Annotated in this window: 19 protein-coding genes and 2 pseudogenes; 15 read left to right on the forward strand and 6 right to left on the reverse strand. The window is 68.3% G+C overall.

What is annotated here, in order from left to right; genetic code table 11:
• The first annotated feature begins 80 nt into the window (after positions 1 to 80).
• The 3 genes from Aco04nite_RS48605 to Aco04nite_RS03070 all read left to right on the forward strand — a co-directional run bounded on the left by Aco04nite_RS48605 (position 81) and on the right by Aco04nite_RS03070 (position 3,528).
• A complete protein-coding gene (locus Aco04nite_RS48605; RefSeq protein WP_244875712.1) occupies positions 81 to 1,193 on the forward strand; it encodes an NADH-quinone oxidoreductase subunit C in 1,113 nt (370 codons plus the stop codon).
• The gene (gene nuoH / locus Aco04nite_RS03065) at positions 1,193 to 2,152 is read left to right on the forward strand and encodes an NADH-quinone oxidoreductase subunit NuoH (protein WP_212995643.1); all 960 of its coding nucleotides are present in this window, start codon (positions 1,193 to 1,195) and stop codon (positions 2,150 to 2,152) included. The genes Aco04nite_RS48605 and nuoH overlap by 1 nt, the downstream gene beginning before the upstream one ends.
• 113 nt (positions 2,153 to 2,265) lie before the next feature.
• Entirely contained in the window at positions 2,266 to 3,528 is a 1,263-nt protein-coding gene (locus Aco04nite_RS03070; RefSeq protein ID WP_212995644.1) for a serine hydrolase domain-containing protein, read from the forward strand.
• Between the two features lie 77 nt (positions 3,529 to 3,605).
• On the opposite strand, the gene Aco04nite_RS03075 is transcribed toward Aco04nite_RS03070, so the two are convergent.
• Positions 3,606 to 4,016: a hypothetical protein gene (locus tag Aco04nite_RS03075; RefSeq protein WP_212995645.1), complete on the reverse strand. Its 411-nt coding sequence runs from the start codon at positions 4,014 to 4,016 to the stop codon at positions 3,606 to 3,608.
• A 619-nt stretch (positions 4,017 to 4,635) separates the two neighbouring features.
• Between Aco04nite_RS03075 and Aco04nite_RS03080 the strand changes: the two are divergent.
• From Aco04nite_RS03080 to Aco04nite_RS03105, 6 genes and pseudogenes are all read left to right on the forward strand, one after another.
• Positions 4,636 to 5,310: pseudogene (locus Aco04nite_RS03080) on the forward strand (NuoI/complex I 23 kDa subunit family protein); the annotation flags it as partial.
• 128 nt (positions 5,311 to 5,438) lie between these two features.
• Positions 5,439 to 5,936, forward strand: a pseudogene (locus Aco04nite_RS03085) (NADH-quinone oxidoreductase subunit J family protein); the annotation flags it as partial.
• Between the two features lie 209 nt (positions 5,937 to 6,145).
• The gene (nuoK, locus tag Aco04nite_RS03090; protein WP_212995647.1) at positions 6,146 to 6,457 is read left to right on the forward strand and encodes an NADH-quinone oxidoreductase subunit NuoK; all 312 of its coding nucleotides are present in this window, start codon (positions 6,146 to 6,148) and stop codon (positions 6,455 to 6,457) included.
• Complete coding sequence (locus Aco04nite_RS03095) at positions 6,454 to 8,346, forward strand: NADH-quinone oxidoreductase subunit 5 family protein (RefSeq protein ID WP_212995648.1); 1,893 nt, start codon at positions 6,454 to 6,456, stop codon at positions 8,344 to 8,346. The genes nuoK and Aco04nite_RS03095 overlap by 4 nt, the downstream gene beginning before the upstream one ends.
• Positions 8,343 to 9,776, forward strand: a complete 1,434-nt coding sequence (locus Aco04nite_RS03100) for a complex I subunit 4 family protein (protein WP_212995649.1) — start codon at positions 8,343 to 8,345, stop codon at positions 9,774 to 9,776. The genes Aco04nite_RS03095 and Aco04nite_RS03100 overlap by 4 nt, the downstream gene beginning before the upstream one ends.
• Positions 9,773 to 11,203: an NADH-quinone oxidoreductase subunit N gene (locus Aco04nite_RS03105; RefSeq protein ID WP_212995650.1), complete on the forward strand. Its 1,431-nt coding sequence runs from the start codon at positions 9,773 to 9,775 to the stop codon at positions 11,201 to 11,203. Before Aco04nite_RS03100 ends, Aco04nite_RS03105 begins: the two co-directional genes overlap by 4 nt.
• Here Aco04nite_RS03105 and Aco04nite_RS03110 read toward each other — a convergent pair.
• The gene (locus Aco04nite_RS03110; RefSeq protein ID WP_212995651.1) at positions 11,200 to 11,838 is read right to left on the reverse strand and encodes a DUF7003 family protein; all 639 of its coding nucleotides are present in this window, start codon (positions 11,836 to 11,838) and stop codon (positions 11,200 to 11,202) included. The genes Aco04nite_RS03105 and Aco04nite_RS03110 overlap by 4 nt on opposite strands.
• Before the next feature lie 44 nt (positions 11,839 to 11,882).
• On the opposite strand from Aco04nite_RS03110, the gene Aco04nite_RS03115 reads away from it, so the two are divergent.
• Positions 11,883 to 12,374, forward strand: coding sequence for an SMI1/KNR4 family protein (locus Aco04nite_RS03115; protein WP_212995652.1), 492 nt, complete (start codon positions 11,883 to 11,885; stop codon positions 12,372 to 12,374).
• 329 nt (positions 12,375 to 12,703) lie between these two features.
• On the opposite strand, the gene Aco04nite_RS03120 is transcribed toward Aco04nite_RS03115, so the two are convergent.
• Together Aco04nite_RS03120 and htpX are read right to left on the reverse strand one after the other, a co-directional pair.
• Positions 12,704 to 13,927: an MFS transporter gene (locus tag Aco04nite_RS03120; RefSeq protein ID WP_212995758.1), complete on the reverse strand. Its 1,224-nt coding sequence runs from the start codon at positions 13,925 to 13,927 to the stop codon at positions 12,704 to 12,706.
• A gap of 139 nt (positions 13,928 to 14,066) precedes the next feature.
• Positions 14,067 to 14,954, reverse strand: coding sequence for a zinc metalloprotease HtpX (gene htpX / locus Aco04nite_RS03125; protein WP_212995653.1), 888 nt, complete (start codon positions 14,952 to 14,954; stop codon positions 14,067 to 14,069).
• A 232-nt stretch (positions 14,955 to 15,186) separates the two neighbouring features.
• On the opposite strand from htpX, the gene Aco04nite_RS03130 reads away from it, so the two are divergent.
• From Aco04nite_RS03130 to Aco04nite_RS03150, 5 genes are all read left to right on the forward strand, one after another.
• Positions 15,187 to 15,498, forward strand: coding sequence for a hypothetical protein (locus Aco04nite_RS03130; RefSeq protein ID WP_212995654.1), 312 nt, complete (start codon positions 15,187 to 15,189; stop codon positions 15,496 to 15,498).
• 282 nt (positions 15,499 to 15,780) lie between these two features.
• Complete coding sequence (locus Aco04nite_RS03135; RefSeq protein ID WP_212995655.1) at positions 15,781 to 16,083, forward strand: hypothetical protein; 303 nt, start codon at positions 15,781 to 15,783, stop codon at positions 16,081 to 16,083.
• Positions 16,080 to 17,129 carry a hypothetical protein gene (locus Aco04nite_RS03140; RefSeq protein ID WP_212995656.1) on the forward strand — a complete coding sequence of 350 codons (1,050 nt, stop codon included), beginning with the start codon at positions 16,080 to 16,082 and terminating at the stop codon, positions 17,127 to 17,129. The genes Aco04nite_RS03135 and Aco04nite_RS03140 overlap by 4 nt, the downstream gene beginning before the upstream one ends.
• A 118-nt stretch (positions 17,130 to 17,247) precedes the next feature.
• Entirely contained in the window at positions 17,248 to 18,003 is a 756-nt protein-coding gene (locus tag Aco04nite_RS03145) for a hypothetical protein (protein ID WP_212995657.1), read from the forward strand.
• Positions 18,004 to 18,094: 91 nt separating this feature from the next.
• Entirely contained in the window at positions 18,095 to 18,247 is a 153-nt protein-coding gene (locus Aco04nite_RS03150) for a hypothetical protein (protein WP_212995658.1), read from the forward strand.
• Positions 18,248 to 18,250: 3 nt separating this feature from the next.
• Here the strand turns inward: Aco04nite_RS03150 and Aco04nite_RS03155 are convergent, their stop codons facing one another.
• Both Aco04nite_RS03155 and Aco04nite_RS03160 read right to left on the reverse strand, forming a co-directional pair.
• The gene (locus tag Aco04nite_RS03155; RefSeq protein ID WP_212995659.1) at positions 18,251 to 18,613 is read right to left on the reverse strand and encodes a DUF4180 domain-containing protein; all 363 of its coding nucleotides are present in this window, start codon (positions 18,611 to 18,613) and stop codon (positions 18,251 to 18,253) included.
• Complete coding sequence (locus tag Aco04nite_RS03160; protein ID WP_212995660.1) at positions 18,606 to 19,028, reverse strand: helix-turn-helix domain-containing protein; 423 nt, start codon at positions 19,026 to 19,028, stop codon at positions 18,606 to 18,608. Before Aco04nite_RS03160 ends, Aco04nite_RS03155 begins: the two co-directional genes overlap by 8 nt.
• Positions 19,029 to 19,037 lie beyond the last annotated feature (9 nt).

A 19,037-nucleotide genomic window follows, 5' to 3' on the forward strand; every position in this document is an offset into this window, starting at 1 on the left:
CGACCACTACACGCCCGAGTTATCCACAGGGTTGCGCCGCGTCGCCGAGCAGATTCCGGCGGGCCCATAGGATGAACGCCATGACGCCCGAAGAGGTCGGCGAGCGGATGGTCGCGCTGCTGACAGCCGACAATACCGACGCGCCGGTGGACCCATCGGCGTTCACCGCGAGCGTCTCCGGCGGCGGCGCATATGCCCGTGCCGTCGTCGACGTGCCCGCCGCCCTCTGGTGGACAGCCCTCGACGCCGCCCGCGACCAGGGCGGCCTCGGCTGCGACTTCTTCGACTGGCTCTCCGCCGTCGACGAGGAATCCGAGGGCTTCACCGTCGTCGCCCACCTCTGGTCCACCCGCCGCAAACACGGCGTCCTGATCAGGGCCCGCGTCCCCCGAGACACTCCCGCCATCGAATCGGTCACCGACCTCTTCCCGGGCGCCTCCTGGCACGAGCGCGAAACCCACGAGATGTTCGGCATCGCCTTCACCCGCCACCCCGACCTCAGCCCGCTCCTGTTGCCCCCCGGCTTCCAGGGCCACCCCATGCGCAAGGAATTCATCCTCGCCTCCCGCGTCGCCAAGTCCTGGCCCGGCGCCAAAGAGCCCGGCGAATCCGAATCCGGCACCGCCAAACGAGCCCCGATCAGACCCCCCGGCGTCCCCGACCCCAACGACTGGGGCCCCCTCAAGGGCAAGGTCCCACCCCCGGAAACCCCCACCCGCCCCGCCCGCCGCGCTCCCACCGACCGCCCCGCTCGCCCCGCTCCGACCGACCGCCCCGCGCCGCCTGTTGCGACCGACGGCTCCGCGCGGCCCGTTGCGAGCGACGGCTCCGCGCGGCCTGTTGCGGGCGACGGCCCCGCTCGTCCTGCTCCGGGCGACCGCACCGCGCCGCCTGTAGTGGGCGACCGCCCTGCCCGGCCCGCTGCGGGCGACCGTCCAGCCGGTCCGGCTTCTGCCGATCGTTCAGGCCCTCCGGTCGCGGGTGAGCACCGGGTCGGCCCTGGTTCCGGCGCCCGGCCGCCCGGCTCTGCACCTGGCGAGCCCGGTCCGGCCGCGTCGCCGGTTGAGCCAGGTCCCGCTGCGTCGCTGGTTGAGTCCGGTCCCGCTGTGTCGTCGGTTGAGTCCGGTCCCGCTGTGTCGCCGGTCGAGCCGGGCTCTGCCGCGTCGTCGGCTGAGGTTGAGGGGGAGGGCTGATGCCGCTTTGGCTGGACCTGCTGGTGCGGGTCGTTGCTGTCCTCGTCGGGTTTCTCGTGCTGCCGCTGGTCGTCGGGCAGGCGGAGCACAAGGTGATGGCGCACATGCAGGGCCGGCTCGGTCCGATGTATGCGGGCGGGTTCCATGGTTGGGCGCAGCTGGTGGCCGACGGGGTCAAGTTCGTGCAGAAGGAGGACATCACCCCGCGTGAAGCAGACCGGGCGGTGTTCCGGCTGGCGCCGATGGTGGCGCTCTTCCCGTACCTAGTGGTCATCCTGGTCATCCCGCTCGGGCCCGGCGGCCTCGTCGCCCAGTCCCTCGACGTCGGTTTGTTCTTCGTCCTCGCCGTCCTCGGCATCGGCGTGGTGGCCGTGCTGATGGCTGCCTGGGCGTCCGCCAACAAGTACAGCCTGCTCGGCGGTCTGCGCGGTGCTGCCCAGCTCCTCGGTTACGAGCTGCCGCTCGTGCTCTCCGCGGCGAGCATCGCCATGGCGGCGGGCACCCTGAGCCTGCCCGGCATCGTCGAGGCGTGGAACCCGTGGTGGCTGCTGTGGCAGGCGCCGGCCGCCTTGGTCTTCTTCATCTCCGGTCTCGCCGAGATCCGCCGGCCCCCGTTCGACATGCCGATCGCCGATTCGGAGCTCGTGTTCGGCTACATGACCGAATACACCGGGCTCCGCTTCGCCTTCTTCCTGCTCGCCGAATATGTGGGCATCGTCGTGATCGCCGCCCTGACCACGGTCCTGTTCCTGGGCGGCTGGCACGGACCGGCCGCGGACCATCTGGGCTGGCTCTGGACGCTCCTGAAGATCTTCGCGGTCGCCTTCGTCATCATCTGGCTCCGCGTGACCTATCCCCGCATGCGCGAGGACCAGCTCCAGCGCCTCTGCTGGCTGATCCTCGTCCCGGTCTCCCTCGCCCAACTGGTCCTGACCGCCGCCGTGAAGGTCGCGCTCTGACCACGGCGGGTAGTGGTAGCCCTACCCGGTTCGGCCCGCTGGCTGTATCGATTTGGGTCGCTGTGTCGTCGAGGCTCTGAGGGTCAGGTATTCGACGACTCCGAGGAGTTCACATGTCCGTGCGCCGCTTGTCCGGCCGCCACGTCGCCGCTGCTGTCACGGCCTTCGCGCTCCTGGCCGCAGCCGGCCAGCCCGCCGCAGCTGCCGTCCGACATCCCCTCGCCCAGCCGCCATCGGTCCAGCCTTCGCAAAGCCAGCCGCTGCAGAACCAGTCGACGCCGGCTCAGTCCCAGGCCCAGGCCCAGGCCCAGGCCCGGGGGCAGGGGCAGGGCGCGGTGAAGGATCCGGTGCTTGACGGGTTGCGGGGGATCGTGGCGGAGGATGGGTGGCCGGGGGCGCTGGCGAGCGTGGAGGCGCGCGGTGGGCGTACCCGTGATTTGGTTGCTGGGGTTGCTCAGCTGGGGACGCACCGGGCTGTGCCGGTCGACGGCCAGGTGCGGATCGGCAGTAATACGAAGACGTTTGTGTCCGTTGTCGTTCTTCAGCTGGTGGCCGAGAAGAAGGTCGTGCTGGACGCTCCCGTGGAGACCTACCTGCCGGGGCTGCTGCGCGGCGACGGGATCGACGGACGCAAGATCACGGTGCGACAGTTGTTGCAGCACACCAGCGGGCTGCCGAACTACACGGATTATCTCGCACTCGAAAATGAGTCAGACCTGCACCGGTATTTCGAGCCGCGGGATCTGCTCGATGCCGCGCTGGCCCATCCGGCGGTCTTCGCGCCCGGGACGAGCTGGTCCTACAGCAACACCAACTATGTCGTCGCGGGGCTGCTCGTGGAGAAGGTCACCGGGCGGCCGATCATCGAGCAGGTGACCGAGCGGGTCATCGAGCGGGCCGGGTTGAAGCACACCTACTTCCCGCCGGTGGGTGAAGAGGTCATCCGGGAGCGGCACCCGAACGGGTACACGCCGGAGGACAGCGGCAAGCTGCTCGACGTCACCGACCTGGACCCGTCGTGGGGCTGGGCCGCCGGGCAGATGGTGGCCACCCCGTCGGACCTGAACGAGTTTTTCACCGCACTGCTCAACGGCAAGCTGATGCCGGCGGCCCAGCTCGCCGAGATGAAGAAGACCGTGGAGACCACCGATTTCATTCCAGGCGCACGGTACGGGCTCGGGCTGATGAGTTTCCCGCTCACCTGCGGCGGTCTGGCCTGGGGACACGGCGGTGACATCCCCGGGTACGAGACCCGCGGTGGCGTGACCGGGGATGGCCGGGCGGTGCAGGTCGCGGTGACCTCGCTGCCGTCCACCGAGGAGCAGGCGAACGGCGTGATGGAGTTCGTCGACATGGCCCTGTGTGCCACGAAGTGATCTGAGGACGCGGATGGCCGGGCGCAGTTGCGGTGCGCCCGGCCATGGTCCGCTTTGGAGCTGGGTAGCTACATCGATCAGGTCAGCAGCGTCACGGTGTAGTTCAGCGTGGTGCCGCTGGCCGTGTAGGTCGCGGTCTGCCCGTTCGTGCAGTACGACACGAAGCTGTTGCCCAGCACGTCGTCACCGGCGGTGGCGTGCACGAGGGGCCGGACGTCGGCGCCCTCGGTCAGCGGGGTCGAGGTGAGGTCGACCAGACGCCACTCGTTGATCGGGTAGTCGTCGGTCGCCGCGGAGAGAGCCCCGTCGCGGGTGGTGATCTGGAAGTTGATGACGAACCCGCCGTTGTTCACGACGGCGATCTTCTGCACGCAGGGTGCGGCGAGCAGTTCGGGCGCGGCAGCAGCGGGCTGAGCTGCGGCTCCGAGCAGACCTGCGAGCCCGGCGGCGGCGAACGTGGCGGTGATGACCCGGTTCTTGACAGTCATAGGTGTCCCTCCATTGTGGTCGAACGTTTGCTGTCGCACACGTCTTAACCGGACACAGGCCCATCAAACTGACGATCATCATTATTCACAAGTTAATCTGTGAAAGCCCTGAAAATGATCTTCACGCTCGCACCACCCAAAACACCCGTGAGGCCGAGCCAGGGTGGGTGAGGTGACCCAAGGCTCCGCGGTCGCGAGACGATCTCAGCGGCGAGCCTGAACTCTTCTGGACGCGTGGCGAGCGGCGCCGGTTTGCCCGCGGCGGCGTCGGTCGCCACCAGGTCGTCGGGAATGAACGAGCGCCGCGAGATTATGCAAGCCTCGTAACCCTGAGTTACTTCGAGCTCGTAAGGCCGGGTCTCCTCGTGCGCGGTCATGAGTCGAGCGGCAAGTAGCAGCTATGGGGGTGACGCGAGAAGCGCGCCGTTGAGCAATTCGCGGCGTTGACCGTCCTCGGGACGAACATCAAGATCAACCGTGGTTCGGTCGTCGGCCGGGGGAAAGTCGCTCGGTGTGGTGATCATCGCGAGACTCCGGGAAGGCGGTCACGACACCGTCCTGGAAGATGTGGTGGGGGTGTTCTCGCCTCTGCGGGCGGGACCGGGCAGGATATGGCCTTATGAGTGAGCAGGCAGAGCGGTCCACGCCTGGCAAGGGCCTGCTCAACGGGCTCGCCGTCACGCTCAAGACGTTGACCAAGCGATCGACCACCCAGCAGTATCCCGACGTCGAGCCCGATCTGCCGCCGCGTTCGCGGGGCGTCATCGCGCTGCTCGAGGAGAACTGCACCGTCTGCATGCTCTGTGCCCGGGAGTGCCCGGACTGGTGCATCTACATCGACTCGCACAAGGAAGAAGTCGTCGTGCCGGGCGCCGCGCGGCCCCGGCAGCGCAACGTGCTCGACAAGTTCGACATCGACTTCTCCCTGTGCATGTACTGCGGCATCTGCATCGAGGTCTGCCCGTTCGACGCCCTGCACTGGTCGCCCGAGTTTGAGTACGCGGAGACGGACGTCCTCGACCTGCTGCACGACAAGGACCGCCTGGCCGCGTGGATGCCGACGGTCCCCGCACCGCCCGCGCACGACGTCCTGGGCGAGCCCTCCAAGGAGGAGGCCACCGCGACACGCAAGCTGGCCGGCCCGGGAGCGGCCACCGCCGCCAAAACCGCCAGGCCATCAGTACGCCCAAAGCCCCCCACAACCGCAGCCCCCCAGCCGCCCGCAGCCCCCCAGCCGCCCGCAGCTCCCGGGCCGACAACAGCGACTGGGCCGACAACAGCGACTGGGCCGACAACAGCGACTGGGCCGACAACAGCGACTGGGCCGACGGCAGCGACTGGGCCGACGGCAGCGACTGGGCCGACGGCAGCTTCCGAGCCGCCCGCGGCGACTGGGCCGGCCGCTGTGCCGGAGCCGGAGCAGTGACGGTCGCCGACGCGCTGTTGTTGGCGCTCGGGGCCATCGCCGTAGGGTCGGGGACGCTTGTCGTCACCAGTTCCCAGATCGTGCGGGCCGGCCTCTACCTGGTGATCAGCCTCGGTGCGATGGCGGGTCTCTACCTGGTTCTCGGGGCCGAGCTCGTTGCCTGGGTGCAGGTCCTGGTCTATGTCGGCGCGGTTGTCGTGCTGCTGCTGTTCGCGGTGATGCTGACCCGGGCGCCGATCGGCCCGTCCGCCGACCTGGACCGTCCGGCCTGGCCGGCGCTCATTGTCGGGGGCGGGGTCGGGCTGGGCCTGGCGGCGTTGTTCGTGGACGCGTTCCGCTGGGTGCGTTACGGGATGCCCGCACCGGGAACGACCGAGCGGATGGGCGCCGAGCTGTTCGGCAACTGGGTCCTCCCGTTCGAGGTCCTCTCCATTCTGCTCCTCTCCGCCCTGGTCGGCGCGATCATCCTGTCCCGCCCCGACATCGGCGCCCCGAAGCCCGAGGCCGCGCCAAAGCCCGCCGCCCCGAAGCCCGAGGCCGCGCCAAAGCCCGAGGCCCAGCCCCAGCCCCAGCCCCAGCCCCAGCCCCAGCCCCAGCCCCAGCCCCAGCCCCAGCCCCAGCCCGAGGCCGCGTCGAAGCCCGCCGCCGTAAAGCAGCAGCTTGAGAAACAGCCGGAGCCCGAGAACCAGGAGGACGGGACCTGATGCACGCGGTCATCCCGTACGTGACGGCGGCCCTGTTGTTCGGGCTGGGCGTCTACGGTGTCCTGCGGCGCCGGAACGCGATCCTTGTCCTGATGGCGGTGGAGCTGATGCTGAACGCCGTGAACCTGCTCCTGGTGACCGCGGACGTGACGCGGAACGACGCCTATCGGGGTGGGGCGTTCGCGCTGTTCGTGATTGTGCTGGCGGCGGCCGAGGTCGGTGTCGGCCTGGCGATCATCCTGCAGTACTACCGGATGCGCGCGGCGGTCCACATCGACGATGTGCGGTTGGACGGGGAGAACGCCGGATGATCGCCGAGGTGCTGACTCCGCTGCTGCCGGGCGTACCGTTGCTGCTCGGTCTGGTGGGTCTGATCTTGAAGCCGGGTGATGGCGGCCCGCGCAAGGCGGCCGCGTTCCTCGGCATTGCCGGCGCCGCGCTCGCGCTGCTGATCGCGATCGTGCTGGTCGTCGTGGTGGACGCTCCGGTGCAGGTCGGCATGGAGTGGGTGCGGTTCGGCGACCTGACCGTGAGCCTGAGTTTCTCGCTCGGCCCGGCCGCGCTCTATGTGGCGCTCGCGGTCTGCGTCGTGGCGCTCTGCGTGCAGATCTATTCGGTCGGCTATCTGCACGACGACCCCCGCTATGCACCGTACGCAGCACAGGTCGCCCTCTTCACCGGCGCGATGCTGCTGGTGGTCTCCGCGAACGACCTGGTCCTGCTGCTGGTCGGTTGGGAGGTGATGGGCGCCTGCTCGTACCTGCTGATCGGTCACGATCGCCGGCTGCCCGAGGCGCCGGCCGCCGCGGTGAAGGCCTTTGTGGTCACCCGGGTCGGCGACGTCGGGTTCCTGCTCGGCATCGTCTGGCTGGCCGTCGACGCCCGCACGTTCCGGATCGACGGGTTGCTGGCCGACCCGGGGGTGCACACGGCGGCGATGTTGCTGATCCTCGCCGGGGTCGCGGGTAAGAGCGCGCAGTTCCCGCTGCACACGTGGCTGCCGGACGCGATGGCCGGCCCGACGCCGATCTCCGCGCTGATCCACGCGGCCACGATGGTCGCCGCCGGGGTCTTCGTGGTGTTCCGGCTGTTCCCACTCTTCGCCGCGTCGCAGGTCACGCTCGCGGTGCTCGGGGTGATGGCCTCGGTCACGCTGCTGCTCGGCGCGCTGGCCGCCACCGCGCAGGACGACCTCAAACGGGTGCTGGCCTGGTCGACAGTGTCGCAGCTCGGCTACATGACCGGGGCGCTGGCTGTGGGCTCACCCGCCGCGGCGCTGTTCCACCTGCTCACCCATGCCGCGTTCAAGGCGCTGCTGTTCCTGGCGGCGGGCGCGATCATCCACGCGGTCGGGACGAACTTCATGTCACGGATGGGCGGACTGCGTACCCATATGCCCGTGACGTTCGTGGCGTTCGTGGTGGGGCTCGGTGCGCTGGCCGGTGTGCCGCCGCTCGCCGGCTTCTGGACCAAGGAGAACGTGCTGGTCGCGGCCGCGCACGCCACCGAGGGCGGCGGTCCCGCGCCGGCCTGGGTGGGCTGGATGGTCTGGGTCGCGGGCCTGCTCGGCGTGGCGATCACCGCCTGGTACGCCACCCGCCTGCTGCTGCGCACGTTCTTCGGTCACGTCCGCTCGCGCACCGAGGAGTGGTTCGTCGGCTTCGACGACGCCCGTTACGAGGTGCCACCCGGTCCCGCGCACGACCCGCCCGGCGTGATGCGGTGGCCGTTGATCGTGCTCGCTGTGCCCGCTGTGCTGCTGGGGTTCGCCGCGTTCCTGCCCGGCTTCCGTAGCGCCCTCGAACTGGAGTCGCCGCACCTGGGCGTGTCGATCGTGGCGCCGTTGCTGCTGCTCGTGGTCGGTGCGGGCAGTTCCTGGTGGCTCTGGCACACCGCCCCGGGTGTGGACCCGGCACAGGCCCTCGGCCGGTTGCGGCCGTTGTTCGCCGCCGGCTTCCACCTCGATCAAGTGCAGGATCTTCTGGTCGTACGCCCGGTGCGCGCCCTCGCCGGCGCCGTACGCCTCCTCGACGAGAAAGTGGTCGACGCCGCGGTGGAAGGCACCGGCACCACGACGACCCGGCTCGGCGACGTGCTCGCCGGCGCCCACCGCGCGGCCCTGCCCCGGGCGGCCGTCGCGGTCCTCGGCGGTGCGCTGCTGCTCGGCGTGCTGGCCGCGATCGTGGGGGTGGCCGGATGATCGGGCAGGTGCTGCTCGTCGCCGTCCTCGCGCTGCCCGCCGCAGGGGCACTCGTGACGGCGCTGCTCCCGGAACGAACCGCCCGGATCACGGCGACCGTCTTCGCGGCGCTGACCCTGATCGTGGCGGCGAGCTCGTGGTCGTCCCAAGACGTCAGCTGGTTGTGGGTGCCGCGGCTGGGTATCAACTTCCACCTTGGCGTCGACGGGATCTCCTACCCGCTCGTCGTGCTGACCGCGCTGCTGACCGTGCTGTGCTGCGCGTACACGGTGTGGAAGGTGCCTGAGGGCGGCTCCGGGCGTACCCTCAGCGCTCTGATTCTGGTCCTTGAAGTCGGCATCCTCGGCACCTTCCTGGCGCTCGACCTGGTTCTGTTCTTCGTCTTCTTCGAGGTCGTGCTCCTGCCGATGTACGCCGTGATCGCCGGCTGGGGCGGCCCGAACCGTCGCGCGGCGGCCCGCAAGTTCGTGCTCTACACCCTCGCCGGCTCGGTCCTGCTGCTGCTCGGCGTCTTCACCGTGGTCGCCGCGGCCGGCACCTCCGACATGTCCCTGCTGGCCCATGGCGGAGGGCTCTCCCGCACCACCCAGTGCGTGGCCTTTACTCTCTTCGCGCTCGCGTTCGCGGTGAAAGCCCCGCTCTGGCCGCTGCACACCTGGCTGCCGGCAGCGCACACCGAGGCCCCGACGGTGGGCAGCGTCCTGCTCGCCGGCGTCATGCTGAAGATGGGCACGTACGGCCTGATCCGGATCGGCATCGGCGTGACCCCGGAGGGCGCTTACTGGGCCTCCTGGGTGCTCGGCGCGTTCGCCGTCGCCGCGATCGTCGCCGGCTCGCTGATCTGCCTGCGCCAGACCGAGCTCAAGCGCCTGATCGCCTACTCCAGCGTGGGGCACATGGGGTTCGTCCTGCTCGGCATCGCCACCCAGACGACTGCCGGCGTCCAGGCCGCGCTGATCGGCAACGTGGCCCACGGCATCATCACCGGCCTACTGTTCTTCCTAGCCGGGGCGATCAAGGACCGCGCGCACACCGGCGACCTCGCCGACCTCGGTGGTCTTCGCGAGACCGCACCGCGGCTCGCCGGCCTGGTCGGTTTCGCGTGCATCGCCTCGCTGGGACTGCCCGGCCTGGCCGGCTTCTGGGGCGAGGCGTTCGCCGTGTTCGCGGCGCTGGAACGCGGCTGGACCACCTTCGCGGTGGTCGCGGCGATCGGTGGCGCGCTCACCGCGCTCTACTTCATGCGTCTGCTGCGCAAGCTCACCCATGGCCCGGCGACCCCCGCGCTGACCGGCATACCGGCGATCACGCGTACGGAGTGGCTCGCCTGGTCCCCGCTCATCGTGCTCACCCTCGCCGTCGGCCTGGTCCCGGCGCTGGTCCTCACGCCCGCGCTCGACTCCCTGGCGTTGATCGGAGCCCTGCGATGACCCAGGCCGTCAACAACCTCGCCCTGCTCCCGCTCTACGCCGCGGCGGGCACGGCCCTGCTCGTCCTCATCTGCGACCTCGTCTTCGCCAGATTCCAGCTCGTCGCCGGCCTCCTGGGCGCGACAGCAACCGTTGTCTGCGCATTCCTGGCGCCGGCGCGCGACACGTTCTGCAGCGCGGACCTGTGCTCCTGGGTGGGATCGTCGCGTGCGGCCCTGCTCGCGGCCCTCTTCGCCGCGCTCACCGCCGGCGTTCTCGCGCTCTCGGCGGGTGCTCTCCGCGAGGGCTACGCCCCGGTCGGCGAGTTCTGCTTCCTGCTCACCTGCTCGATGGCGGGCGGCGTCACGGTTGCCTATGCGGGCGACTTGATCACCCTGATCGTCGGTCTCGAAACCCTGACCCTGCCCCTGTACATCCTGGTCGGACTGCGCAGGCGCCTCGCGGGTGGCTCGTCGGCGGCGGTCACGTTCTTCCTGATCAGCGTGATCTCCACGGCGGTGGCCCTGCTCGGTGCGGCCCTGCTCTACATCGCCACCGGCTCTCTGCACCTGTCCGCCCTCACCGCGGGCACAGGCCGGTTCACCCATCTGGGTACGGTCGGCACGGCCCTGCTGATCATCGGCTTCGCCTTCAAGATCGCCGCGGTCCCCCTGCACGCCTGGGCCCCCACGACGTACGACGGCGCCCCGATCCCGGTCGCGACCTACCTCTCCACAGCGTCGAAACTCGGCGGCGTGATCGCCCTGGCCGCCGTGGTCCAGCGTCTCGACACCGGCCCGATCATGGCGGTCCTCGCCGTCCTCACCATGACGGTCGGCAACCTGGTCGCCCTGCGCCAGACCCGCATGGTCCGCCTCCTGGCCTGGTCCTCGGTCGCCCAGGCCGGCTACATCATCGCGCCCCTGGTCGCGGGATCCGACGGCGTAGAGGCAGCTTTCGCGTACGCCATCCTCTTCATCCTCCTGGAATTCGTAGCCTTCGCCGTGGTGGTCGCCCTGCGCGGCCCCGCCCTCGACGGCGGGACGCTCGACGACTACCGGGGCGCGGGCCGCCGCAACAAATGGCTGGGCGCCGCCCTGGTCCTGTCCTTCGCGGGCCTCGCCGGTCTCCCACCGGGCCTGGCCGGCCTGTTTGCCAAGATCACCGTGATCGCGTCACTGATCGACACTGGCTGGGGCTGGCTGGCCGGCGTGGTCGCCCTCAACGCGGTGATCGCCCTGGCCTACTACATCCGGGTCGCCGCCCTGCTCTACGCCCCGATCAAACCGGTAGGCATCTCAGTGGTCGACCCGGAGCTCCTGCACCGAGCCACCCACCCCCGCCTCCCCGTCCCGGCAGCGGTGACCGCGGCGCTGGTCGTGGGCACGGCAGCAGCGATCATCTTCGGCTTCGCCCCGCAGGCCATCTTCACCCTGCTCAGCCGCTAAAGACTTCCCGAGTCCGGCCAGTGGGACCAGTGCGTGTTGGGCACCTCGGTGGGTTCGTACCGGCTGAGATCGCCGGTCGCCAGCAGCTCAGCGATCTGCCGGTATACCTCGGACTCGCTGGGCTGCGTCTCGACCACATCAGGCTGGTGCCACTCATCGAGCCTCAGCACCTCGGGCAGATCAGCCGGAATCCTGCGCCGCAGCTCACCCTCGTCCGCCAGCAGCAACTCGCGGTGCTCCGGCGTCAGCTGACGCAGCACATCCACCAGCTCGTCACCCGGCTCCGCGTCCACGGCGATCGCCTGCCCACGAACAACAACCGGCCCACCGCTGTAGACCTCCGGCTCGTCGTTGTTCTCAACCTCCGCCCAGTTCTCCACCCGCTCCAGGAAGTCCCCGTCCTCGAACCCGGGCTCGCCCTGAGTCAGACAGTTTCCGAACACATGCAGCACATCGACCACATTCCCAGCCCGCGGCGAATACCCGACAACCTCAACCACCAGCGCCCACCGCTCAGCATCCCGATACCCATGCAGCCGAGCATCAACGGCGTAGTTGTACACATGCCCCAGATCCGGAAACACGAACGCCCCGGCCGCAGCATCGAACTGCCCCAAGATCTCCTCAGCCCGCATGGCCGAGCAGTCTAGTAACGCCCCACTTTTTGTACGATGCGACGGTGATCGATGAGGACCGCACGCTGCCTGCCGTGCTCGTGGAAGCCCACTCGCTGGAGTTCTTCGAAGACCACGACGGCTACGACTTCCAGCCGGACGACGAGTTCGACTCCGTCACCGAAACCACGCACTGGTGGCGTGCCTGGACCGGTGACCCGGCAGCGACAACCCCGCCGTTCCGTGTCTTCGGGCGCGACGGAACCGGCGGCCTGGCTGCCATCTGGTCACGCGGCCCGATCGTCTTCCTCGGCTCCGAAGGCGAGCTCGCGGTCATCGCCCGAGACCTGGGCGACTACCTATGGCTACTGGCCAACGGCGTCGGCCCCCTGGAACGAGTCGACGGCGTCGACCGTGACCCCGAACCCATCCCTGCGCTTGTCGACCTGGCACAGCGCTTCACCGGCGACGGGGCGCGTTCGCTGGAAGCGGTGTATGCGGCGGCTGACGCCGAACTGCCCGCCCTGACCGCACTCGTGAACGCCGCGATCAGCTAGCCGCAGCCGGGCTCCGGTAGCAAGGACCAGCACCCCGGATCGCGCTTCGAAGAAAACGCCGCGACGGTTTTGGCGTTTGTGGGTGACCACTTACCTGGGCCGAGGGTCTGGTAACCCCGTTCTGGCGCCGCCAGGCGCCTGGGGTTTCCGGGCCCGACCTCGGCGTGAGCTGCGGTCCGCACCACCCTCCGAGCTACGACATCCAGCTTTTGATCTTGCTGCGCTTGATCTTGCTGCGCTTGATCTTGCTGCGCTTGATCTTGCTGCGCTTGATCTTGCTGCGCTTGATTTCTGCGCTTGATTTTGCCGTGCTTGAATTCGAGAGGAGGTCAGCCCGCTAACGCTTCGCGTAGCCGCTCTGTCGCGTGCTGGTCGGCGCGGGCGATCGGCCCGGCCGGGACCGCTGCGATCAGCGCAGCCACCGCCAGCACGCCCGCGGCGAAGACGAACGCCCACGGCAGCCCGCCCGGCCGATCGACGATCGCCCCCGCAACCGCCCCGCCGGCCGCGCTGCCGCCCACCGACACGGTCACGATCCACGTGTACGCCTCGTTCAGCATCGACGCCGGTGCGATCCGTCCCACGAGGTTGTTCTCCACCGTCAACGCCGGTGCGATCGTCGCGCCGCCGACCACCAGCGCGGCCCCCAACGCGATCGGCGTAGGCATCACCGACAGGATCAAGAAGCTGGTTGCCACCGCGCCCAGCAGCCAGGCGAACTGCCGCGGCAAAGCCATAGCGGGCGTCCGGGTGCCGAACCAGATGCCGCCGATCGCACTGCCGATACCCCACACCCCGAGGAGTACGCCGCCGAGTCCCTCGCCGCCGCCATGCTGCGACGCGTACGCGGGGACGATCACACCCGCCGCACCGAAAGCGATCCCCAGCGCGCTCACGCACACCAGCAGCGCGGGAAATCCAGGGGCTTTCAGCGGACCCAGCCCGCGGGCCGCCTCCAGTGAGGCGTGGCGGGTCCAGCCGCGCATCACCGGGAGCAGGGCGATCCACAGCGTGCCGAGCAGCGTCACCACCGCCGCGAAGATGACGGCTGCCGCGGGGGTGCGGGCGACGACGACGAACGCCGCCACCAGCATCGGGCCGAGGACGAAGACCAGCTCGAACAGTGAGGTCTCCGCGGCCATCGCAGCGGGGCGCAGGGCATGACGGCCGGAACGCACGTCGGTCGCGTCGGTCCAGGCCCGGCGGATGGCGGCTGTCAGCGGCGGGTAGGTGGCGCCCGCCGATGCGCAGGCCACGAAGATCCACGGGAGCGCTGGAGAGTCGCCGCGGGTGGCCAGCAGCAGGCCGCCGAGTGCGAGCGGGTGGAGAACGCCGGTGAGGATCAGGACCGGGGAGGGGCCGATGCGGTCGGCGATGCGCCCTGCGATCGGGCTGATGGCGGCGCCGGCCAGGGCGTACATGCCGCCTGCCAGACCCGCGGTCGCGTAGCGGCCGGTGCTCTGCTCGACCAGCAGGAGCAGGGCCAGCGGTGTCATGCCGATGCCGAGCCGGGCCAGGATGCCGACGATCAGCAGCACCCGGCCGCCGGGCATGTGCCACACGTCAAGGTACTGACGCACAACGCCTCCCCGGGCAACGTGGTAACGAGCGAAAGCCGCCCCTGACCGTAACGGTCGGGGGCGGCGTAACACGAACGAAATACTCGTCCCGGTGGTCGAAGTCTCAGCTTCGTCAGCGCTGGAACTGCACCGGCCCGGTCCCGGTCACCGCGGCGAGCTGGTGGAGCCGCTTGATGCGCTCCTCCATCGGCGGGTGCGTCGAGAAGAGGCCGGCGATGCCACCCGTACGCAACGGGTTGGCGATCATGAGATGCGCCGAGGTGGCGAGCTGGCCGTCGGCGGGGAGGGGGCGGCGCTGGGCACCGTACTGAATCTTCTCCAGCGCACTTGCCAGAGCGAGCGGGTCCCGCGTCAGGGTCGCACCCGAGGCGTCCGCCTGGTACTCGCGGTTCCGGCTGATCGCCAGCTGAATGATCGACGCGGCCAGCGGCCCGAGAATCAGCATCAGCAGCAGCGACCCCATGTTCGGGCCGTCGTCGTCATCCGAGCCACCCAGCGGCAGGAAGATCGCCAGCTGCGCGAACATCGTGATGATCCCGGCGAGCGCCGCGGCGACACTCGAGATCAGGATGTCCCGGTTGTAGACGTGCGACAGCTCGTGCCCGATAACCCCACGAAGCTCCCGCCGATCAAGAATCTGCGTGATCCCCACGGTCACCGCAACGGCCGCATGCTGCGGGTCACGCCCGGTGGCGAACGCATTGGGCTGCAACGATGGGCTCACGTACAGTCGCGGCATCGGCTGCCCCGCATCCGTGGCCAGCTCCCGCACAATCTGATAGAACTCGGGAAACTCCGCCTCACTGACCGGCTGCGCCCCCATGGACCGCAAAGCCAGCTTGTCGGAGAAGAAGTAGCTGCCGGCGTTCAAAGCCAGCGAAAGAACGACGGCGAACACCAGGCCACCGCTCCCGCCGACCCAGTACCCCACGGCAAGAATCAAAGCGGTCAGCAGACCCAGCAGAGCGGCCGTCTTGAGGCCGTTGTGATGCCTGTGCACGATCACTCCTTCACGAAGCGGAACCGGTAGGCCCGCACTCCATGGAACATCGCCAGCGTATGAATTCATCCACCAGTGACTGAGAGTTCGCTGTGCGTGGTCACCCCCGGCGGGTGAAGTCCAGGTGCTGGATAGCACCGTCGTGGCCGGTCTCTCGGGAACAGGGGCGAGCCGTCGCTTGCGGCTGCCGCCGCGGGTAGCGTGCCCGGCGAAGGTCGAGACGAGGAGCGATGTGCGGGATCCAGCGACGGAGCTGCGGCTCGTGGTCGGCAAGCTCGCCCTCCTGCTCGCCTTCGTCTACGTCCTTGTCCTGGTCGCCGCTCTCGTCGGCGTAGCCAAAGGCGAAGGAATTCCGTTCGTCGGTTACGTCGTACTGCTGCTGCCTGCGCTGCCTTTCGTGATGTCGTCCCGCGAGGCCGTCAGACTGCACCGAGCCGGTGACGTCGATCAGGCCAGGACGTCCCTGAAACGCTGCGCGATGTATGCGGGTCTCGGGCTTGTCCTGCTCATCGTGGTCGGTATGGCGCTGGACGGGATGAGCTAGCCATACCTGGCTCCTGCGGATGAATCCGACAGGACGGTCACGACGCCGATGATCTATCACTTGACCACAAAAGCCAGCGTGAGGCCGATGGCTCACCACGAGAGCTGGCATGTCTGAGTCGTAGGCGACAGCCGAACCGCAGGTCACGGGGTAGAAGGTATTGATCGATTCGCCTAGGCTTGCCGTTCGGCACCAAGCATTGATCATGGGGGATGCGGCGTTTTGTCCGACAGGGGAGTAGCAGGTTCGCTGTACGACATCTGGCACGCAGGATCCGTCCTGATGCCGCAACTGTCCGGGCAGGTGCGTGACGCGTGGAGTTCGCTCGCCCGCACCGAGTACGACGACCTGGTCACCTTCGACCGGCCGTACGACGTCTTCGGGTCAGCCACCGTGGAGCTGCAACAGGAGATCGCCCAGCTGCGCTATGCACTTGAGGCGACCCTCGAAGAGATGTACGAGAACGTCGACCTGATCGGCGACGCCCTGGTCACCACCGCCGATTCCTACCAGAACGTCGACACCGGGGCGTACGAGATGTTCGACAAGATGCGCCTGCCCGCCGACGAGAAGTTCCCGCAGTGACCGACACGGGTTATGGCGCGTTCGGCGCAACGGTTGAGGCGATCAGGGCGAAGGCAGTGGAGCAAGCTGTCCGTGAGTTGATCTCCCGCTCCCCGGTCACGCCAACCGACCAGAAGCTGATCGATCTGGGCATGGCAGCCCCGCCGCCCCTGATCGACCAGGAGGTCACGGGCCAGATCGAGTTTGTGTTCCAGCAGTACGCGGCGGTCATGCACTCGTACGGCAAACTCCCGGACCCTGCCAAGTTCCGCGAAGCCCAGCAGGGCATCATCGCGACCCTCAACATGCTCACGGTCAGCCCGGAGTTTCAGATCCCCGCCACCATGGACGGCGCCAGTGTGCTCACCGGCCTGGTCACCCCCGCCTACGGCAACATCGACCTGGTCCGCGAACTCCTCGTCGAATGGGACGGCCAAGCCGCGGACAATTTCCGCGAGAACTTCCTGGGCCACCTCGAAGGCACCATCGCCAACCACTTCGTGATCCTCTCGGCCCTCCGAGCGGTCTACGAACACAACGCCCAGATCTGGACCGAAGCCAGAGCCAACGCCGCAGAGCACCTCTCCAAGGGCTACAACGCCCTGGTGGCCCTCTTCTCCGGCGAGATCAACTGGTCAGTCCTCCTGACCGCGACAGCCTCCATCGCCACGATCGCGGCTGCGCTGCCTCTGGGCCTCGGCACGGCTGGTGGCTTGGTTATCGCAGGAGTCGACGCGGCGGCCTCGTTCGGTCCCGCTGTCATCGATGCACCGGAGGAGCGGCCCAAGCTGATCGACTTCAATCCACAGCCGGTGAGCTCCAGGGGAAGCCCGGGTGGTGCTGGGACCGCGGCGGAGTCCGTCGTGCAAGAGATCATGCGCGGTCTGAAAGAAATTGTGGAGCATGCCGTCACGCAGGAAAACAGGCTCGCGTCATTCATCTACAGCCTGCGGACCGAGGTCACCGGCCGGAAGGCGCAGTTCGTTCCCCCGGCTCCTGATATGAGCGCCGCCACCACAGGTCCTCCGACCAGCTTCGATTTCATGGGTGTGCCAAAGCATGCGTGACCTCCGTAAGACCGCCCGAGCCAGGTTCGTTCTAGGATTTGTGGCAATCCTCGGTGTTGGCCTGTCAGCGGCATGCACAAAGGACAATGTGGCAGCGACCGAGCCGACGTGCACCCCCGTGACCGCACCTTCCATGCCGGCTGTCGGGATTGACAAGGTTCCGTCTCAGGCGCCAGGGGATCCGGCGCCTTCCGGGGGCGGGGTCACCCTTGTCGAGCAGGGATTTCGACCCAATGGGGATGGATCCGATGTCAGCGTCGGCGCCATCGTGCGAAATTCGTCCACGCAGACCGCCTACCGCACGAAGGTGAGCTTCACGCCTTATGCCAAGGACGGCGCCGCCGTTCCTTACGCCGGCAACCAACCCATGTTGGAGATTCCGGTTCTGGTGCCAGGCGAGCGCGTGCCACTGGGCATGATCCTGCAGATCGCTGAATCCAACCTCCCGGATGGCAAGGACTACACCACTGCTCGGGTCGACATCAAGGTCGTGCAGACGACGTGGACGACGGCCGGGGAGATTTTGCCGGTGACGTTTTCTCTGGACCCGGTGGATCCCAATGGTGTGGGGCCGATGAAGGCAACTGCTGTGTCCCCGTATTGCGATCGGCTTTACTTCCGGGGCATCACGATGGTCTACCGCGACAGGGCTGGTGCCATCGTCGGTGGCTCCCTCGATGTCAGCAACTATCTCAGCCGAAATCGGGACAACGCTGAGAAGCTCTGCGCTCCCGGCACCAACACCGTCGACAATCTGCGCGTGGACCCGCAGTTCGCGAAGCCGAAAGGAATCGCCGCAACGGAGTACGCCTTGCACTGCGACCCGGCGAAATACGACTACAAGGTCAGCGACACCTACTTCCCGCTCAACTGACGGTGGCAGATCGACCGAGCGCGCTGAACGTGCTGATGTGGCTGGCCCCGCCGGTGTGCGAGCTCGGTGGGCTGTTCATGGCCTGTACCTGGTGTCCGTTGCCGTGGGTCTTACGGTGCTGCTCGGGATTTCCTTTGCGTTTGCCGGGCCGCTCGCCGTTTTTGTGATTCTGATGGCGCAATCGGCTCTGTCTCTCGTCCTGATCGCCAAAGCGGTTCTGGGCGGCAGCGGCAGCAGCGCGTGAAGCTCAGGTGGCGCTCAGCTGAAGGCGGGCGTCCAGGGCTTCGAGGTCGGGGAGGAACCAGGCGTGGCGGCCTCGGTTGGATTCGTGGACGAGGTCGCGGAAGGCGTTGCCGTGGTTGGTGACGTTGCCGAGGATGACCAGGCGGACGTGGTAGTTGACGAATTTTTGCAGGATTTCGCCGGCGGTGCCGTTGCTGAGGGTGAAGAAGGCCGGGTCGAGGCGTTCGACCGGTAGGACGACCGTGTCCGCGCCGGCGTAGGTGGCGCCGATGAGGTCGAGGGCGTCCTGGGGTGTGGTGATCGGGGGGCCTTCGGGGGCGCACAGCAGGATGGGGACGCCGGACCGGTCCGTGATGGTGTCAGTCATTGAGGAGTCCGCTTTCTGGCTGTAGGACCTCGTCGAGGGTGCGGAGGATTTCGGCGGTGGAGGCGGGGCTGCCGAGGACGATCAGTTTGAGGCGGTGGCGGGCGTCGTCGTAGATCGTGCGGATGCGCAGGTCGGGGGCGAGTTGGGCGCCTGCGACGAGCAGGGTGCTGAGGCGGTCGGCGGTGGCCATGCTGATCTCGTCGATCTCCACGACCGAGGACACTTCGACGCGCGGTGTGAGTGGAACCGCGGCGGTGATGCCGGTCAGGGCGGCGAGGTCGCCGGGGGAGATCCGGTACTGCTTGCCGATGCGTACGGCTTTGAGTCGCCCGTCGCGGATGTAGCTCCGCACGGTCCGCACATGCAGACCAAGCCGGTCGGCGACCTGCTCCACCGACAACCAGCTATCCTCCATGTTCCCTAA

Source organism: Winogradskya consettensis, from assembly GCF_018332715.1.
Lineage (GTDB): Bacteria > Actinomycetota > Actinomycetes > Mycobacteriales > Micromonosporaceae > Actinoplanes > Actinoplanes consettensis.

What these genes read in the sequence shown, in the direction of transcription:
- Aco04nite_RS48605 (WP_244875712.1), top strand. Translation starts at nt 81, where the DNA reads ATGACGCCCGAAGAGGTCGGCGAGCGGATGGTCGCGCTGCTGACAGCC.
- nuoH (WP_212995643.1), top strand. Translation starts at nt 1,193, where the DNA reads ATGCCGCTTTGGCTGGACCTGCTGGTGCGGGTCGTTGCTGTCCTCGTC.
- Aco04nite_RS03070 (WP_212995644.1), top strand. Translation starts at nt 2,266, where the DNA reads ATGTCCGTGCGCCGCTTGTCCGGCCGCCACGTCGCCGCTGCTGTCACG.
- Aco04nite_RS03075 (WP_212995645.1), bottom strand. Translation starts at nt 4,016, where the DNA reads ATGACTGTCAAGAACCGGGTCATCACCGCCACGTTCGCCGCCGCCGGG.
- nuoK (WP_212995647.1), top strand. Translation starts at nt 6,146, where the DNA reads ATGCACGCGGTCATCCCGTACGTGACGGCGGCCCTGTTGTTCGGGCTG.
- Aco04nite_RS03095 (WP_212995648.1), top strand. Translation starts at nt 6,454, where the DNA reads ATGATCGCCGAGGTGCTGACTCCGCTGCTGCCGGGCGTACCGTTGCTG.
- Aco04nite_RS03100 (WP_212995649.1), top strand. Translation starts at nt 8,343, where the DNA reads ATGATCGGGCAGGTGCTGCTCGTCGCCGTCCTCGCGCTGCCCGCCGCA.
- Aco04nite_RS03105 (WP_212995650.1), top strand. Translation starts at nt 9,773, where the DNA reads ATGACCCAGGCCGTCAACAACCTCGCCCTGCTCCCGCTCTACGCCGCG.
- Aco04nite_RS03110 (WP_212995651.1), bottom strand. Translation starts at nt 11,838, where the DNA reads ATGCGGGCTGAGGAGATCTTGGGGCAGTTCGATGCTGCGGCCGGGGCG.
- Aco04nite_RS03120 (WP_212995758.1), bottom strand. Translation starts at nt 13,927, where the DNA reads ATGCCCGGCGGCCGGGTGCTGCTGATCGTCGGCATCCTGGCCCGGCTC.
- Aco04nite_RS03135 (WP_212995655.1), top strand. Translation starts at nt 15,781, where the DNA reads ATGCCGCAACTGTCCGGGCAGGTGCGTGACGCGTGGAGTTCGCTCGCC.
- Aco04nite_RS03155 (WP_212995659.1), bottom strand. Translation starts at nt 18,613, where the DNA reads ATGACTGACACCATCACGGACCGGTCCGGCGTCCCCATCCTGCTGTGC.
- Aco04nite_RS03160 (WP_212995660.1), bottom strand. Translation starts at nt 19,028, where the DNA reads ATGGAGGATAGCTGGTTGTCGGTGGAGCAGGTCGCCGACCGGCTTGGT.